Consider the following 15119-nt stretch of genomic DNA (forward strand, 5'->3'; position numbering starts at 1 on the left):
CCGCCTGATTATGGAAGATGGCGATCGCGTTGTCTTCCGAGCCGGGCAGCTGCCAGACCCGCCCCGACGCGCTGCCGTACACCTCGGTGATATCGCCGAGGAAGAAGCGACCAAAGTCAGCCATGTGGATGCCGATGTCCATCGTCGCACCGCCGCCCGATTCCGGCATGCGGTACTGCCACTCGGCGCGGAAGTTGGCCAGACCGTCGTGCCCACCGAAGAGTCGGATGTGGTCGATCTCCCCGAGGGTGCCGGCGGCCATGATGCCGCGGATGTACTGCATCGAGGGGAGGAATCGCTGATTGAAGCCCACCGCCAGCACGCGGTCCGCGGCCACGGCCGCCGCCACCATGCGCTGGCATCCGTCCACGGTATTGGACATCGGCTTTTCGCAGAGCACGTGCATTGCGGCTGAAGACTCAACGCAGGCGGCCTCGATGGGAATGCACCGGGGGAGAGATGATCACCCCATCGCGCAGTTTGCTCCCGGAAGGCCTCCGGGGTGGTCACGGGGACCGCGCCGCCCACAGCGGAGAACGGCGGCGACAGCCGGATCAGGGTCTGAGACGGCGGTGAGCGTGGTCAGGGTGCCAATGCACCGTCCGTGCGCAATCGTCGATCACGCCGGCGCCGATGACTCGAACTTGGTGCACCATGGAAGGCCCTATGGGGATTGAGGTGGCGGATGTTCCTCGCTGGGACAGCGGGAATCCAATGCCCTCGGTCGCCACAGGATGCAGCGCCACCATGCCGCCGGCCCGCGTGCGCCGGGCTCGGCATCGTGGTAGTGTGTTGGCATTCCTTATGTTAGCGGGCGCTGGTCGCGGGCGCAGACAGGCCACCGCGATCGCAGCGCCGGACGAGGCAGGTCCGGACCCCTCACCTCTCAGGAGTCCCATGCGAAAGCTGCTGGCGGCTCCCATGCGCCTCGCTGCGCTGCTGGCGCTCTTCCCGCTCGTGGCGCCCGCCGCCCGGGCATCGGCAGGACCCACCGGGCTACTCCTGGTCCCAACAGATTCGCGTCCGCGAGTCGTGGCTCGATGCCCGGCACGCGATGCTGCTGCCGATGATGCGCCGGCATGGCATCGGGATGCGGATCGTGGTGAACGAGGAGTTCGACGACAACCCGGTGGTGCATGCGATTGCCCGCCGCGCCCCTACACCGGCAACCGCGACGTCTTCGTCTTCGTGGACGCCGGAGCAAAAGGGCTTCGGCGCGTGGCGCTCACCGGCTATTCCGAGGACAACCTGACGCGCTGGTTCGGAGCACGTCCGAACCCCGGCCCGCGGCGGTCGTGCTGCGTGAGTCTATGCCGAGCACGCCCCTGCCACGATCGGCCTGGAGATCGGCGGATCACGCGGGCAGGCTCGCGCCCTCACCCACGACGCCTACACCTGGCTCGTCGGCGTGCTCGGCGACAGCACCGTGCCCGCTTCGTCAGTGCCGCGCCGTTGATCGAGGAGCTCCTCGCACGCGTCTTGAGCGGAGAAGCCGCACTACACTGCGGCGGTGGCGGTGACGGCGCGGATCGTCGAGCGCGCCCTCTCCAACGAGGTGATCAAAGCCCGGTGTCACCACGGTCGGCGACGTGCGCAACTGGCTGCACGACGCGCTGGGCGCGCACGGCGTGCGGACCCGGTTCCAGCCGGACCTGCGTGTCCAGCGGCAAGGCGGCGGATTGCCACTCTCGCGCGGCTTCCTCGCCGTGGCGCCGGAGAAGACGGTGATTCTCCCCGGTGATGTGGTGCACATCGATTTCGGGATCACCTGCATGGGCTTCGACACCGACTGGCAGAGATGGCCTACGTCCTGAAGCCGGGCAGACCGACGCCCCGGCGGGGCTCAAGGCCGCGATGCGGAACACGAACATCCTGCAGGATGCTCTCATGCAACGCCACTCGCGTCCCGACCGTTCCGCCGGCGAGGTGTATCGGGCCACCATGCAGGAGATGAAGGAGCGCAGGATCGAGGCGATGATCTATTCGCATCCGATCGGGCTGCAGGGCCACGGCCTCGGCGCGAGCATCGACTTCCGATCGGGGCGCGTCCGGGCGCCGATGGCAAGCGACTCCGGAGGCTCCTGCATCTCGATCGAGCTCAATACCAAGACCGCGATCCCGGAGTGGAATGGGAGCAGCTCTTCGTGATGTTCGAAGACGATGCCTGGCTCGACGATGAGGGCTGGCACTTCTTCCGGCCCCCGTCAGGAGAAGTGGTTCCTGATCGGGCGGCGCCCAGGCCCATCGACCGGAAGGACGGCGGCAGGTGGCTTGCGCCCCCTTGACAAGAAAATCTGTCAAAGGTAGAATCTCTCCATGCTTGACCTCCAAGTCATCGACGATCCGGCCGCGGCGACGTCCGCCCTTGAGCCGATCCGCAGCCGGCTGCTCTCCGAATTGGCCGTCCCCGCCTCGGCGGCGACGCTGGCCACCCGGGTCGGCTTAGGTCGCCAGAAGGTCAACTACCACCTGCTGCGCTTGAGGCCCACGGGTTGGTGCGGTTGGCTGAGGAGCGGAAATGGGGCGGGCTGACCGGAGCGGCTGGTCGTCGCGACGGCCGCCTCGTACGTCGTGTCGCCGAAGGCGTGGGGCCGATTGCCGTGAATCCGGAGCGGCAAGTCGATCGGCTCTCGGCGCGCTACCTCATTGCCCTGGGCGCCCGGATCATCCGCGAAGTGGCCGACCTCGTGGGTCGGGCGGAAAAGCGAGGAAGCGCTTGGCGACGCTCGCGGTCGAGACCGACGTGGTCTTCCGGTCGGCGTCTGACCGTGCCGCGTTCAGCAGAGCTCACCGAAGCGATCGCGACGCTCGTCGCGAAGTATCACGACGGGCATTTCTGCGTGGTTCGTGCCGGCACAGTTCGAGGAGGAAGGCGGCAAGCCGGTCGCGGTGACGTTGGACTTCGGTCCCGCGATGGATTCGCGCTCGGTGGTGACGGCGTGGGATCCGCCGAGGCTGTTCGCCCGCGAGGAGCTGGCTGGGCCCCGGTTCCCGCCGATCGCGACCGAGTTCAGCGTCGAGGCGCGCGCCGGCGGCATCTGCGTCGTGCGCGTGGTACGGAGCCTCTTCTCCAGCACGGACGATTGGGACGCGCAGCTGACTGGTGCCGAAGAGGGTGGCCGGGCATCGCCCGCGTCCTGCGCTCTATCTCACGCACTTCCGCGGACAGCGCTCGGCGATCATGCAGATCATGTCCCCGGTGCCGGGCACGGCCGCAGAGGCGTGGAGACACTGACCGCGGCACTCGGGCTGCACGGCGCGCGTGGGGGATCGTTGCGCCGCACAGGCGGGTGTGCCTGCGCTTGGCGGCGTGGTGGGTACATCAGCGACAGTCCGTGCGGTGCCCTGATGCGGCTCGACACGCCGGGGCCCGGCACCGCTGCGTTCGGCACCATCAAGTTCGGCAGCATGGTCATGGCGACCTTGACGTTCTACATGTACGGTGAGCAGGCAGCCGAGAACGTTACCCGCCACACACCGCTGTGGCAGGCGTGGATGCAGGAACGCTTCCCGATGCCGGCCGTCATGGACGACGCCACGCCATGAGGGGCTCCTGCATTGCGCGTCCGCACGCGCGCTGGCTCCTGGCCCTCGTGAGTGGCGGTGCCGTGGCGCAGGTCGCGGCACAAGCGGAGAAGTACCCGCGCATGGCGGCAATCGGAGAGTACCAAATGGACGAGCGCGCCGAGATCGAATTGGCGCGCAGTGCCGCGCCGAATTCGGTTGCGCGCGATGCGACGATCCTGGTGCTGGGCCCGCAGGTACCGGACGGCGGTCGAAGGGACGAACGGCTTTGTCTGCATGGTGGCACGGAGCTGGATGGCGGCATTCGACTGGCCGGAATTCTGGAACCCGAAGGTGCGCTGCCGACTGCATGAACCGTCAGGCGGCCCGCACGATTCTCCCCGTGGTGCTCTTGCGAAGCAGAATGCTGATGGCCGGGAAGTCCAAGGCCGAGATCCTGACGGCGGTCAAGGCCGCGTTCACCAACGGCGAGGTGCCGGAGCTGCAAGGCGGCGCGATGTCCTACATGATGTCGCGATCGGCCTATCTGACCGATGAGGGCACCCACAACGCGCCGCATGTCATGTTCTTCACCGCGGGCGTGGACGCGACGGATTGGGGTTCGAATGCGGCAGACTCGCCGCTCATGGCGGCTCCCTACTGGTTCTTCTCGTCGACTGATGCATCGGCAATGCAGGGGCTGCCCCCGATCGTGGTGTTCCTCATCGGGGCGGCGAACTGGTCGGACGGCACGCCCGCGCAACCCTGATTGCGGGCAAGAACTACGCGGTGTCCAGTCGAAAACGTCTTTAATCGCTCCGGCACATCCCCGGCCCTTCGCTTCCGTGTTCCCGAACCGCATGGTAGCCTGGGTCAGGCGCTGGTCGGAGCGCCTCCGGTCCGCGGGAAGGGATGGTCCCCTCCGATGTCGTCGTAGTCCCGCAGCACCCCGACAACTCATCCTCTTTTCGGACCCACCTGGCGGACACGGGTCACCACGAAAGGAGATCCCATGTCCGGCACCAGCCCCAGGCGCGCCGATCCGATCGCGCGCAATGCCCGTCCGCTCCCCGCCACTCCCCATCTCGACTACGAGCGCAAGCAGGCCAAGGCGCTCCTCAAGCAGTTGCACGCCGGCGACCCCGACGCATTGCGTCGCGTGCAGACGGCGCACCCCGCCGCACTGCGCGACACCGGCGTTGAGACGCTCCAGTTGGCCGACGTGCAGCACGTGATTGCGCGTGAGTACGGCTTCACCAGTTGGCCGAGGATGGTCGAGTACTTCGAGGTGCTCGAGCGGCACCGCCATGCCCCGCGATTCAACGTCGCCGACGACGGCCTCGCACGCTTTGAGGCGCTGGCCAAGAACGTGGTGAAGCGGCACGAGCACGGCGATGTCATTGTGGCGCGGGAGCTCGCCCACTTCGTCCCGCGCTTCTTCGCGCGACCACTCGCCGAGATTCTCGCGGTGCCCATCACCCTCGACGAAGCACGGCTCGTTGTCGCGCGGCGCTATCGTCGGGCGAGCTGGGAGGAGTTGATCGCACGTGGCGACGACTCGCGGCGGCGCAACGACAAGGACGTGTGGGATCGAGGGAGTGGCCCGCGAGCGCGCGCCGGCACCGCGATCCAGGCGCACGATGTCGACGCCCTCTCGGCGATCCTCGACGCGCACCCGGAGCTGCTCACGCCGTCGCGGACCGATCGCGAGTGGCGCAACACCCTGGGGACGATGGCACTCCGCGCCGAGCGCGACGCGACGACCCCCGACGCGCGCCGGGTCACCGACCTGCTCGCGGCGCGCGGCATGGACATTCAGCAGGAACTCAGCGAGCTGCTCCTCGGCTGGCCGCAGGACGGGGCGCGGACACGTGACGGCCTCCTCGCCGAGACGGTGCAGTGGTGCCTCGACCGCGGCGCCGATCCCGACTGGCTGCCGCCCACCGGCATCCCGATCGTCGAGCATGCGATCGCCCGCTTCCGAAACCCAGCGGCGGTCGATGTCATCGCCCCACGGGTCACGCCACGGCGCGCCCTCTGGATCGCCGCCGGCCTCGGCGACGTCGCCGGCGTGAAGCGCTTCATCGCCGGGAAGGGGCGGCTCACCCCGGAGGGACGGCTCAATCGCCCTGATCCGGTGGCGATGGGACTGCACCAGGGCCACCTCCTCCCCACCACGACGCGGACGACCTCGAGATCATGTACGAGGCGTTCCAGATCGCCGGATGGAACCAGCGGTGGGCGGCGATGGATGCGCTGCTCGCCGCCGGATTCCCGATCGACCATTCGCCGTTCCAGTGGCCGCTGCTCCGCGAGGCGGTGGGGAACCTGATGGTGCCGCTCGCCGAGTTTCTCGTGCGTCGCGGTGCCGACCTCGATCACGACTGGCCGGGGCACGGCTCGGCGCGCGCCACGGCCCGCGGACACGTCCAGTACTTCCACGACCCGTCATCCGACGACGTGCGCCAGCTCCTGGCCATCTGCGGCGCAGGCACCGTCGAGGAGATCCTGGCCGAGATCGATGCCACCAGGCACGCGCCGCCGCCGATGAACGAGATGGCGGTCCGTGTGCTGCAACTGGCCGCGGACGATGCGGCGCGGCAGGCGCAGCCAGCGATCACCACCGAGCACCTGCTCGTCGGTGTCCTCCGCCTCCGCGATGGTGCCTTCCTCTCATTCCTCCACGGCACCGGCGCGGAGATGCCCCAGCTGCGCGCATTGATCGGCACGAGGCTCCTGCCTGATGTCGATCCGCTTCAGGGAGCGGGGTTGCAGCTTGATGCCGGCGCCGAGGCGGCGATCGCGACCGCCACGGCAGCGGCGGACGTCCGCCGCCGCGAGGGGGTCGGCCCGTGGCACCTCTGGTACGGCCTGCTGCAGCAGCGGGGCGCGCCCGGGGCGCAGCTGCTCCATCAGGTGGGGACCAAGATGGACGTCCTGTCGGAGCGATTGGCCTCCACGATGTAGTGGGGCCACGCCGTGGCCCGCGCGCGTTAGAATTCCAGCGTCACGCGCGGGCTTCGGCGGCACTCCGCCCACGCCCTGCCCCTCCCGGGAGCCCCATGTCGCTAACGCTCGACCCTGCCGCGCCTTCCGACTTCGACTTCGTCATCGGCGATTGGCGCGTCCATCATCGCCGCCTCAAGGCGCGCCTGGCCGGATGCACCGAGTGGGAGACCTTCGACGGATTGTCGTCGACGCGGAAGACGCTCGGGGGCTTCGGCAATGTCGAGGACAATCAGCTCTTCCTCCCGACGGGGAGCTACCGCGCGGTGGCGCTCCGGTCCTACGACGTGGCCGCGGGCACCTGGTCGATCTGGTGGCTCGATGGACGTTTCCCGGGGGCACTCGACACGCCGGTGGTTGGTCGCTTTTCCGATGGCGTGGGCCTGTTCTTCGCGGAGGATTCGCTCAACGGTGTGCCTGTTCGAATCCGCTTCAGCTGGCGCATCTCACCCGAGGGCCATCCCCGTTGGGATCAGGCCTTCTCGGTCGACGGCGGCGTCACCTGGGAAGTCAATTGGGAAATGGAGTTTGTCCGGCGCAGCTGATCACCCTGAGCCATGCGAGGCGGAATGAAATCCCTGTTCAGCACCACCGCGCTTCTTCTTGCCTTTGCGGGCAGCGCGTCGGCCCAGGAAGCCGCGCCACCGGCGCCCGCGGTCGTGGTGCAGCGCTTCGTCGATGCGGCGAATGCGCGCGACGCCAACGCGATGGCACTGCTGGTCGCGCCGGACGCCATCTTCGAACGCTTTCCGGGTGGGCAGATCATCGCGCAGGGGCGCGACAGCATCCGCGCCCGCTACGCCCGGTCGCTGCCGCCCATGCCGCCCGGTTGGCGCATCACGGTGCAGCCGAGGATCGTCGAGGGCAACCTGGTTATCGACCAGGAGCACTTCACGGGCGGGCCGCCGGAACGGACACAGGCAACCTGGATGTACCTCGTGCAGGGCGGGTTGATCCGCCGCGCATGGGTGCTGGACGGAAAGGCGCCGTAACAGCCCCGTCCCGGCGCTGACGTCGGTCACCGCGCGACGATGCCATCATGCACCACTACTTTGCAGTGATCGATGGCCACACCCGCTGCCGCGGCGTGAAGGCCAAGTGAGGCGCGGCGCAACGGGGAGTGGAGCGAATGGAATGGCTGACTGACCCACAGGCATGGATCGCACTCGGGACCCTGACGGCGCTTGAGGTGGTGCTGGGGATCGACAATCTGGTCTTCATCAGCATCCTCGCGTCCAAGTTGCCGGCGAGCCAGCAATCGAAGGCGCGGCGCCCCGGCCTCCTGCTCGCCGTCATTTCGCGGGTCGCGCTGCTCTTTTCGCTGGCGTGGATCATCAAGCTGACGGCCCCGCTCTTCACGATTGCGTCGAAGGGCATCTCCGGACGGGACCTGATCCTGATCGCGGGCGGTCTCTTCCTGCTCGCGAAGAGCACGCACGAGATCCACAACAAGCTGGAAGGCGATGAAGGCGCCATGTCTGCTCGGGTCGCGCCCTCCTTCGGTGGCGTGCTGATCCAGATCATGCTGCTCGACGTCGTCTTCTCACTCGACTCCGTCATCACCGCGGTCGGCATGGTCGACGACCTCAGCATCATGATCACGGCGGTGGTGATTGCCATTTCGTTCATGATCTTCTTCGCGGACGCGATCAGCGGCTTTGTGGACCGGCATCCCACGGTCAAGATGCTGGCGCTGAGCTTCCTGCTCCTCATCGGCGTGACGCTCGTCGCGGAAGGTCTGGGTCAGCATTTCCCGAAGGGCTACATCTACTTCGCCATGGCATTCTCGGTCATGGTGGAGCTCCTGAATCTCAGGATGCGCCGCCCCAAGGGACCCCCCGTCAAACTCCACTCGCCGTACGTGGCACCGCCCACCGGCGCGTCGAACGACTGATGTCCTCCGGGACGCGAACGCCCGACACCCTGCCGCCGTAGCGCCCTGATCTTGCCCTCCGCGGGAGTTGGGCGGATACTCATCGGTCCGACGTTGGGCAGGATCGCTCCCGACGCCACTCGCTCAGGGAAGGATTGCCATGACCATCTCCCGCCTCGGCTCCCTCGTCGGCACCGCCACCCTCCTCATCCTCGTCCCCTCCCTCCGGCCCAACGCCATGAGTGCCCAGGCACAGGAGGGCATCGGCATCAAGGTCGGTGACACCGTTAGCGTGGGCACTGGTCAGGGCATGGTCCTGGCGATCGTGCGCGGCGTCGAGGGACACCAGTTCGATGTCCAGATCATCAACGGGCCACGAACCTTCCGCACCTACCCCACGCAGCTGCGCCGACGCGGGCCATCCACGCGGTACGATCGTGCCAATGGAATTTTCGAAGTGGGCGACCTGATCACGGTCCTGCGTGACGGACGGTGGATCGACAGCAAGGTCCTCACCGTGGCCGGGACGGAGTACCAGGTGACACTGCCGGGGAACATGATGGTCTGGGCCAAGCCTGAGCAGATCCGTTTCGTCAGCGAGGCCCCACCCAAAGTCGTGGCAAAGGCCGGGACGCCGCCGCGCCCGGGCCTGGTGAGCTGCACCGGCAAGATCGAGGGGCGCTATGCCGCCTCCGGCTCCATCCCGGTGCAGATGACGTTTCGGGCGGGCAAGGTCACCCTGTCGCTGATGGGGGAGAACCAGAGCGGGGAGTGCTGGACAGGCGGCGGGAAGGTCGTGATCACCCTGATCGGTGAGGAGGGGGCGATGGAACTCGACATCAATGACGACGGCTCGCTTCAGTCCTCCATGTTCGGCGAGCTGGTGAAGAAGGCGAAGTCAGCTGCCTGACGCGCCGCGCCCCAAGACCGCCGGCGTGATCGCCCCGCCGCCGCTCATCTACGGCGTCCCGCTGCTGGCGGGCCTGCTGCTCGACCGCTGGTCGCCGTGGCCGCTCGTCGCCGGACGCGCCACGATGCCGGGCGCGCTCGTGCTGGTACTCCTCGGCTTCATTGCACTCCCGGCCGTGCTCGCCTTTCGGAAGGCACGCACCCATCCGAGCCCTGGAAGCCCACCAAGGCGCTGGTGACCGTCGGGCCGTATCGCTTCTCGCGGAACCCGATGTACGTCGGCTTCACGCTCTGCTATCTCGGCATCGCGTGTTGGCGGAACAGCGTCTGGCCGCTGCTTGCCTTTCCGGTGGTGCTGGCGGTGATGCAGGGTGGGGGGTGGTCCATCGCGAGGAGCGCTATCTCGGAGCGACTCTTCGGCGAGGACTACCGGGCGTATCGCGCGCGGGTGCGTCGCTGGTTCTGAGCGGAGGTTGGGACGACCACCGCAGGCCGAGCGCCACGCGCGCATCTGGGAGGGACGATGGACAAGGTCAACCTCGCCGAGAAGTTCGCCCCTGATCACGGAGCATTGGCGCCCCAAGGTCGTCGGCGAACTGAACGGGCAGGAGGTCAAGCTCGCGAAGTTCAAGGGAACGTTCGTGTGGCACCAGCACGACCACGAGGACGAGCTCTTCCTCGGCGTGCGCGGCCATTTCCAGGTCGAGTTCCGGAACAGCGTGGTGGAGCTCGGTCCCGGCGAGTTCCTCGTGGTACCGCGCGGCGTGGAACACCGCACGGTCGCGGACGAGGAGGTCGAGGTGCTGATCTTCGAGCCCGCCGCGACCCGGAACACGGGGAACGTCGAGGATCCGACGTTCACCGCACCCCAGGGCGTTCGGCTCTAGCGGTCCGTCGGGCCTACGCCACCAGCGGCGTCGACACCCCAAGCTTGAAGCCGTCGAGATCCTTGAACTGGAACATCCGCGCGCCCCACGGGCGATCGGCCGGCTCGCTCAGCAGCGTTCCGCCGTTGGCCTTGATCCGCTCGGCGGTGCTGTCGACGTCGGCGTAGGTTGGGACGTTGATCTGCAGGTAGCAGCCCTGCCCTTTGATCCGGTCCCAGCCGAGCTTGCCGTCGTCCTGGTTGAGGACGAACTGGCAGTTGCCGGCGACGATCACGGCGGCGACGACCTTCCCCTCGTTCTCGAATTGCTGCGCCACGGCGAACCCGATGGCATCGCGGTAGAAGCGGATCGAGGCCGCGAGGTCGGTGCAGGTGATGGAGCAGCCCAGGTTGGTCGCGTTCAGCGCAGGAGCGGTCATGACAGTCTCGGGAAAGGGTTTGGAGAAGGAGGCAATGATAATCGGGCCGCGCGCGCAGTGGCGCGCGACCGACCCCTGCAGCCAGGATTGTAGGCACCACCCTCGGAGTACCAGATGACTCGGCTTCTTCTCGCCCTGGCGGCGTTGCTCACTGTGGCCACTCCCGCATCAGGGCAATTGGTCGTGCAAAAGGGCGAACGACCGCCGCGTCGGCCAGAGGCGGAGTGTACCGAGATCTTCCTTCCACCCGCCGGCGACACCACACGCGGCGTGTACTGGGAACCTACCCCGCGTCGTATGGTCCTGATCGACGTGAAACCACCGAAGCAGTATGTCAATGCGCCGATCGTGATGAGAATGCATGTCGACCGACGTGGGGTAGTCGATAGTATCGACGTCACCGGGATTTCCGACTCCGGCTTTGTGCGGCAACTCAGGAAGTTCAGTCGCGGATTCTCCTTCATGCCGACCATGTACCAGGCGTGCGCCGTGCCGGGCTGGACCACCATGCAATTCAGCTTTGGTGCACCCAAGCCCGGGCAGCGTGTGTGGCCGGACGACTGAGGGAGGGGCGCGCCGGAATCGAGCCGGAGATGGCGGAGAAGACACGAGCCTGAAGCGCACTGGAGCACACCTTGGCCCCGAGCGCGCATCCGCCTTACGGAGGGGGCAACACCCGCGTCGCCTGGAAACTGAAGGTGTGGTATGCAAGGCCACTGCTGTATCGCACGGGCCAGATCAGCGTGCCGGTGAGCGTGAGCCCTGACATCGTGGCATTCAGTGAACCACCTGGGAGCGAAATCTCATCCGGCTGCGGAATGTTCACGGCCGAGGCGATCAGCGTCCCGCTCCCCAGCGTCCCCATCGTCAACGACCAAATGTACGAGGGGTCTGGCGGACAGTCGGAGCCGAGGAATGCCTTGAGCACACCCGAGAAGGAGGAATCGAGGACGGGGGCATATTGTCCTGGAGGGAACTGCTCCAGATAGAGCGCGCGACATGTCGGACTGGGAACGTTGTACAGGAAGAGCAACGAGTTCTGTGGCGTGCTCGTGAGACTCTGGCTCCAGCCGTTGAACAGGTTGAAGATCGTCGTGTCGGACTTCTCGCTGCCGATGCCACCAGGCGGCAACTGCGACGAGACCAGCGTGGCCGACGTGAACCGCCAGGCGAAGTTGGTGGGCGCCGCCGTGACCGGCACGGTGGCCGGCCCGAAGCCGGTCGCGGCTGGTGCGCGGAGCGGGTCACGCATGGTGACAGACACCGTATAGGGCCCACCAACGGGAAGGCATGCGTCACCGTGCTATCGCCGGTGACCGTCACCGTCGGCGGGGGTGGTCCCATCGTTGAACCGCCAGACATAGATCGACTGCGCCTGGCCAGGACGCCTGGGTGAGCCGTCAGCTTGGCGGGAACGGCCCCGGTGATTCCAGCGGGCGCCGTGACGGTCAGCACGTGATATCCGACCGTCATCTTCTGGACGTCGACGAAACCGAGCTGCCCGGGGTCGCTCGCGGGATACGGCGAGAGCGCCTTGAACACCATCAAGTAGGTGGAGAAGCCGTCGGGAATGTTAAGCGAGGAGACTGGCCTGCTACCGTCCTCCTCCCAGAAGTAGACGAATTGCTGGTCGGTGCCGGCCACAGCGCGCACCGTACACGCGCTGCACATGAAGCGCACGGTGAGTCCTTGTCCGGTCCAGACCGTGTCACCTGGCACCACGCGCGCCCAGCTCTGATCCACGGTGAGCGAATCCTCCAACTGGTACGTCGCGGGATAGCGGTCCCTGCTTGAGGTTCGCGCGACAAACTCTTGCCACCGAGCATTGATTTGCCGAAGCGGGACTTCCGCCGTGACGCCGAGGGCCCAGACCTTCCGTAGGCCGTCGCCGGGCTGCTGACATTCTGCTGCATTGAGACCGGCGTCGCGACGCCCGAGACGAAGTTCATGGTCCTGGCGACGCCAGGGTCATTCGGATCGGCGAACGACACCACCGTCTTTGTGCCGTCGAAGGTTGCGGCATAGGCCACGACCCGGTGCCCGCCGCTCATGCCCTGCAAGGCCATCAAGACCGGTTGCTGGGTCAGCTTGAGGGTGAGGAGAATCCAGGTGGAGGTCAGAAATTTCGTCTGGATCCCGGCCGCGATTCCTGCTCGATGAGCGTGTACAGTTGGCGGACGCCGGAATCCCAGATCTCCTCGTAGTCACCCTGAACACCACCCGCGAAGCGGAGATCCCCGGATGTTGTCCCATTGATTCACCAGGGTGGTGTCGAACTGGTGATACAGCCCCTTCCCCGCGGCGGTGGGATGGAAGTAATAGTGATAAAACATCGCCGTGATGCTCATGCCTTCGCAGTCGCCACCAGGCCCGACAAAATCGCCATAGTTGGTGAACTCCCAGTCGTCCACACCGGGGCGGAACGTGGAGCTCCAGCTGCCGACCAGTGAGGCCGTGGTGGTCTTGACCCACACGATGTGGATGTCGCCGAATGCTTGCCTGAGCGATGCCGGTGCCGTGCCGAGCGAGGGGCCGCTCCCGGGATGGCCATCTGGCTGGCGCTGAAATGCTTGGTGGCAAGCGTCACGGAGTTCTCCGTGGCGGCAACGATCGGAATCCCTTCGAGGGTGTTGGTGGCGGGGTCAAAGTAGAAGGGTGCCACCGTCTCGGTCGCGGCCAGTTGCATCGGCATCGTGAGCGTCATGTTGCTGCTGGCGTATCCCTGCCCGTTCCCGATCAGCAGCGTCGGCCCGACCTGAGAAAACCCGGTCGGCAAGGACGGGACGGCGGCGGAGTCGGCGACGAGGGTCCACGACGTGGCCCCGGTGTACGCCCCGCGGGCTGCCGTGATGGACAAGCCATCGAGTGGGTCACCTGCCTTGGTATAGCGGATGGTGCCACCGCCGCTCCCCACTGCGGTGCTGGTGAAGATCGGACGTCCGGTCGCACTCTCCCGGCGGGGGAGGAGGCGGCGGCGAGCCGGGTCAACAGGAGCGGCACCGCCGCACGCGGTGGCAGCGACCAACAGGGCGAGACAGGCCGGACGACGCATCGAGATCCCCTGGTTCGAGTTCTTCCTGACTGGAATTCTACCACCAGAGTTCCACATCGGTGCGCGGGGTGGTCGCAGGCCCCCACTCCTCGATATTGCGGGATGACCACCCTCCACGACATTCCAGTGCGCACCATCGACGGCACCGAACCGACGCTCGCCCAGTACCGCGGGAGGGTGTTGCTGATCGTGAACACCGCAAGCGAATGCGGCCTCACGCCCCCGTATGCGGGACTCGAAGCGCTCCACCGCGCACTGGGCCCGCAGGGCCTCGCCGTCCTCGGCTTTCCCTGCAACCAGTTCGGCGCGCAGGAACCCGGGAGCGAGGCCGACATTACGACCTTCTGCTCAACCAGCTACGACGTGACCTTCCCGATGTTCGCGAAGATCGACGTCAATGGCGATGACACGCACCCGCTGTTCCGCCTGCTGAAGGAGGAGCGGCCCGGCACGTTCTCGCCACCGAGGCGATCAAGTGGAACTTCCACGAAGTTCCTTGTCGGGCGAGATGGTGCCGTGATCAAGCGGTATGCGCCGACCGATACGCCGGAGTCGATGCGTGGCGACGTGGAGCAGGCGCTCAGGGCAGCTGTCGGATCGTCCCCGACCTGGCGAAAGCTTTACCCGCCACCATGCCAGACGGCGCTCAGGTCGAGCTCGCTCAACCCGGGATGGTCAGCCGGTCGCACGCCCTGCTCCCACCGGAACTTCCGCTCCGCCTCGCTGATCGGCACGTCATTGATGCTCGCGTGCCGTTCGGCCATGTAGCCCCTCCGCATCGAAGCGCCAGTTCTCGTTGCCGTGCGAGCGGAACCACTGGCCATCGGCGTCCCCACTCATAGACGAAGCGCACCGCGATGCGATCGCCCGGTGACCGCCCGGCGCTCCTTGATCCAGTCGGTACTCCTGTTCCTTGGCCCACTTCCGCGTCAAAGAACGCCTCAATCTCGGCGCGGCCGGTGATGAACTCCGAGCGATTCCGCCACCGACTGTCCGGTGTGTAGGCGAGCGCGACATAGCCGGGGTCGCGCCGATTCGAGGCGTCCTCCGCGGCGCGCACGCCTTGAAGCGTGGCGGAGGCGATATCGGGCAGGGGGGATAGGTGGACGCATGCGTGCTACCTCCTGCGGTGAAGGGTGACGGGGTCCCCGACGGTGATATTCCCACCGCGACCGACAGCCGCGTTGAGCGCGGGCTTCCCTCGAAGCGTCGTCCGATATCCCAGAGCACAGCGGGATCCCGGGTGATCGTGTCTGGGTCGACCGTCGTCATCGGACAGCGTCCGCGGAGACGAAGTCGAGTTCGATGATCGCGTCGCCGATCTCGAGGTTCCGCGCCTTCGGTGGTCTCGGCCATCCCCTCGACGCCGTTGATCAGAAGTTGGGCCGTAGTCGCCGAATGTCACGGCCGAATGCGGTGACTGCCCCATCGGTGGCCACCAGCAACGGCAAGATGTCGAACTGGTGGCCC

At 66.8% G+C, this 15119-nt stretch carries 20 protein-coding genes and 3 pseudogenes; 18 read left to right on the top strand and 5 right to left on the bottom strand.

The annotated features are described in order from the left end of the window. Positions 1-382, bottom strand: a 382-nt coding sequence (locus IPG05_14315; GenBank protein ID MBK6496249.1) for a hypothetical protein, incomplete at its 3' end; no start/stop codon positions are given. 672 nt (positions 383-1054) lie between these two features. Between IPG05_14315 and IPG05_14320 the strand changes: the two genes are divergently transcribed. The 16 genes and pseudogenes from IPG05_14320 to IPG05_14395 all read left to right on the top strand — a co-directional run bounded on the left by IPG05_14320 (position 1055) and on the right by IPG05_14395 (position 10179). Then, complete coding sequence (locus IPG05_14320) at positions 1055-1252, top strand: hypothetical protein (GenBank protein MBK6496250.1); 198 nt, start codon at positions 1055-1057, stop codon at positions 1250-1252. A gap of 337 nt (positions 1253-1589) precedes the next feature. Continuing rightward, the gene (locus IPG05_14325) at positions 1590-1814 is read left to right on the top strand and encodes a hypothetical protein (GenBank protein MBK6496251.1); all 225 of its coding nucleotides are present in this window, start codon (positions 1590-1592) and stop codon (positions 1812-1814) included. Positions 1815-1887: 73 nt separating this feature from the next. After that, the gene (locus IPG05_14330) at positions 1888-2148 is read left to right on the top strand and encodes a hypothetical protein (protein MBK6496252.1); all 261 of its coding nucleotides are present in this window, start codon (positions 1888-1890) and stop codon (positions 2146-2148) included. A 168-nt stretch (positions 2149-2316) separates the two neighbouring features. Then, positions 2317-2532 carry a helix-turn-helix transcriptional regulator gene (locus tag IPG05_14335; GenBank protein ID MBK6496253.1) on the top strand — a complete coding sequence of 72 codons (216 nt, stop codon included), beginning with the start codon at positions 2317-2319 and terminating at the stop codon, positions 2530-2532. Between the two features lie 315 nt (positions 2533-2847). Further along, the gene (locus IPG05_14340) at positions 2848-3546 is read left to right on the top strand and encodes an SRPBCC domain-containing protein (GenBank protein MBK6496254.1); all 699 of its coding nucleotides are present in this window, start codon (positions 2848-2850) and stop codon (positions 3544-3546) included. A 62-nt stretch (positions 3547-3608) separates the two neighbouring features. Then, positions 3609-3878 carry a hypothetical protein gene (locus tag IPG05_14345; protein MBK6496255.1) on the top strand — a complete coding sequence of 90 codons (270 nt, stop codon included), beginning with the start codon at positions 3609-3611 and terminating at the stop codon, positions 3876-3878. Between the two features lie 50 nt (positions 3879-3928). Beyond that, positions 3929-4273, top strand: coding sequence for a hypothetical protein (locus IPG05_14350; GenBank protein ID MBK6496256.1), 345 nt, complete (start codon positions 3929-3931; stop codon positions 4271-4273). 243 nt (positions 4274-4516) lie between these two features. Next, entirely contained in the window at positions 4517-5836 is a 1320-nt protein-coding gene (locus IPG05_14355; protein ID MBK6496257.1) for a hypothetical protein, read from the top strand. Next, positions 5752-6471 carry a hypothetical protein gene (locus IPG05_14360; protein MBK6496258.1) on the top strand — a complete coding sequence of 240 codons (720 nt, stop codon included), beginning with the start codon at positions 5752-5754 and terminating at the stop codon, positions 6469-6471. Before IPG05_14355 ends, IPG05_14360 begins: the two co-directional genes overlap by 85 nt. Before the next feature lie 95 nt (positions 6472-6566). Continuing rightward, entirely contained in the window at positions 6567-7055 is a 489-nt protein-coding gene (locus tag IPG05_14365) for a DUF1579 domain-containing protein (GenBank protein MBK6496259.1), read from the top strand. A gap of 24 nt (positions 7056-7079) precedes the next feature. Next, on the top strand, positions 7080-7502 hold the full coding sequence (locus tag IPG05_14370) for a nuclear transport factor 2 family protein (protein MBK6496260.1): 423 nt from the start codon (positions 7080-7082) through the stop codon (positions 7500-7502). Positions 7503-7639: 137 nt separating this feature from the next. Then, entirely contained in the window at positions 7640-8404 is a 765-nt protein-coding gene (locus tag IPG05_14375; GenBank protein MBK6496261.1) for a TerC family protein, read from the top strand. Positions 8405-8543: 139 nt separating this feature from the next. Continuing rightward, positions 8544-9293 carry a hypothetical protein gene (locus tag IPG05_14380; GenBank protein ID MBK6496262.1) on the top strand — a complete coding sequence of 250 codons (750 nt, stop codon included), beginning with the start codon at positions 8544-8546 and terminating at the stop codon, positions 9291-9293. 25 nt (positions 9294-9318) lie between these two features. Then, the gene (locus IPG05_14385; protein ID MBK6496263.1) at positions 9319-9531 is read left to right on the top strand and encodes a hypothetical protein; all 213 of its coding nucleotides are present in this window, start codon (positions 9319-9321) and stop codon (positions 9529-9531) included. Next, positions 9528-9758, top strand: coding sequence for a hypothetical protein (locus IPG05_14390; GenBank protein MBK6496264.1), 231 nt, complete (start codon positions 9528-9530; stop codon positions 9756-9758). Before IPG05_14385 ends, IPG05_14390 begins: the two co-directional genes overlap by 4 nt. Positions 9759-9815: 57 nt before the next feature. After that, positions 9816-10179, top strand: a pseudogene (locus tag IPG05_14395) (cupin domain-containing protein). Between the two features lie 13 nt (positions 10180-10192). On the opposite strand, the gene IPG05_14400 reads toward IPG05_14395, so the two are convergent. Next, positions 10193-10597, bottom strand: coding sequence for a VOC family protein (locus IPG05_14400; protein MBK6496265.1), 405 nt, complete (start codon positions 10595-10597; stop codon positions 10193-10195). 114 nt (positions 10598-10711) lie between these two features. Here IPG05_14400 and IPG05_14405 point away from each other — a divergent pair, with 114 nt between their 5' ends. Then, the gene (locus IPG05_14405) at positions 10712-11161 is read left to right on the top strand and encodes a hypothetical protein (GenBank protein ID MBK6496266.1); all 450 of its coding nucleotides are present in this window, start codon (positions 10712-10714) and stop codon (positions 11159-11161) included. Positions 11162-11255: 94 nt separating this feature from the next. Here the strand turns inward: IPG05_14405 and IPG05_14410 are convergent, their stop codons facing one another. Then, positions 11256-11849 (bottom strand): hypothetical protein, encoded by a 594-nt coding sequence (locus IPG05_14410; GenBank protein MBK6496267.1) that lies wholly within the window; start codon positions 11847-11849, stop codon positions 11256-11258. 952 nt (positions 11850-12801) lie between these two features. Next, positions 12802-13071: a hypothetical protein gene (locus IPG05_14415; GenBank protein ID MBK6496268.1), complete on the bottom strand. Its 270-nt coding sequence runs from the start codon at positions 13069-13071 to the stop codon at positions 12802-12804. 680 nt (positions 13072-13751) lie between these two features. Between IPG05_14415 and IPG05_14420 the strand changes: the two are divergent. Further along, positions 13752-14186: pseudogene (locus IPG05_14420) on the top strand (glutathione peroxidase). Positions 14187-14269: 83 nt separating this feature from the next. On the opposite strand, the pseudogene IPG05_14425 reads toward IPG05_14420, so the two are convergent. Continuing rightward, a pseudogene (locus IPG05_14425) lies at positions 14270-14709 on the bottom strand (DUF1348 family protein). Positions 14710-15119 lie beyond the last annotated feature (410 nt).

The sequence above is a fragment of the Gemmatimonadota bacterium genome (assembly GCA_016704275.1).
Classification (GTDB): Bacteria; Gemmatimonadota; Gemmatimonadetes; order Gemmatimonadales; family GWC2-71-9; genus Palsa-1233.

What these genes read in the sequence shown, in the direction of transcription:
- IPG05_14405 (MBK6496266.1), top strand. Translation starts at nt 10,712, where the DNA reads ATGACTCGGCTTCTTCTCGCCCTGGCGGCGTTGCTCACTGTGGCCACT.
- IPG05_14335 (MBK6496253.1), top strand. Translation starts at nt 2,317, where the DNA reads ATGCTTGACCTCCAAGTCATCGACGATCCGGCCGCGGCGACGTCCGCC.
- IPG05_14410 (MBK6496267.1), bottom strand. Translation starts at nt 11,849, where the DNA reads ATGCGTGACCCGCTCCGCGCACCAGCCGCGACCGGCTTCGGGCCGGCC.
- IPG05_14355 (MBK6496257.1), top strand. Translation starts at nt 4,517, where the DNA reads ATGTCCGGCACCAGCCCCAGGCGCGCCGATCCGATCGCGCGCAATGCC.
- IPG05_14360 (MBK6496258.1), top strand. Translation starts at nt 5,752, where the DNA reads ATGGATGCGCTGCTCGCCGCCGGATTCCCGATCGACCATTCGCCGTTC.
- IPG05_14375 (MBK6496261.1), top strand. Translation starts at nt 7,640, where the DNA reads ATGGAATGGCTGACTGACCCACAGGCATGGATCGCACTCGGGACCCTG.
- IPG05_14320 (MBK6496250.1), top strand. Translation starts at nt 1,055, where the DNA reads ATGCTGCTGCCGATGATGCGCCGGCATGGCATCGGGATGCGGATCGTG.
- IPG05_14330 (MBK6496252.1), top strand. Translation starts at nt 1,888, where the DNA reads ATGCAACGCCACTCGCGTCCCGACCGTTCCGCCGGCGAGGTGTATCGG.
- IPG05_14380 (MBK6496262.1), top strand. Translation starts at nt 8,544, where the DNA reads ATGACCATCTCCCGCCTCGGCTCCCTCGTCGGCACCGCCACCCTCCTC.
- IPG05_14365 (MBK6496259.1), top strand. Translation starts at nt 6,567, where the DNA reads ATGTCGCTAACGCTCGACCCTGCCGCGCCTTCCGACTTCGACTTCGTC.
- IPG05_14400 (MBK6496265.1), bottom strand. Translation starts at nt 10,597, where the DNA reads ATGACCGCTCCTGCGCTGAACGCGACCAACCTGGGCTGCTCCATCACC.
- IPG05_14370 (MBK6496260.1), top strand. Translation starts at nt 7,080, where the DNA reads ATGAAATCCCTGTTCAGCACCACCGCGCTTCTTCTTGCCTTTGCGGGC.
- IPG05_14350 (MBK6496256.1), top strand. Translation starts at nt 3,929, where the DNA reads ATGCTGATGGCCGGGAAGTCCAAGGCCGAGATCCTGACGGCGGTCAAG.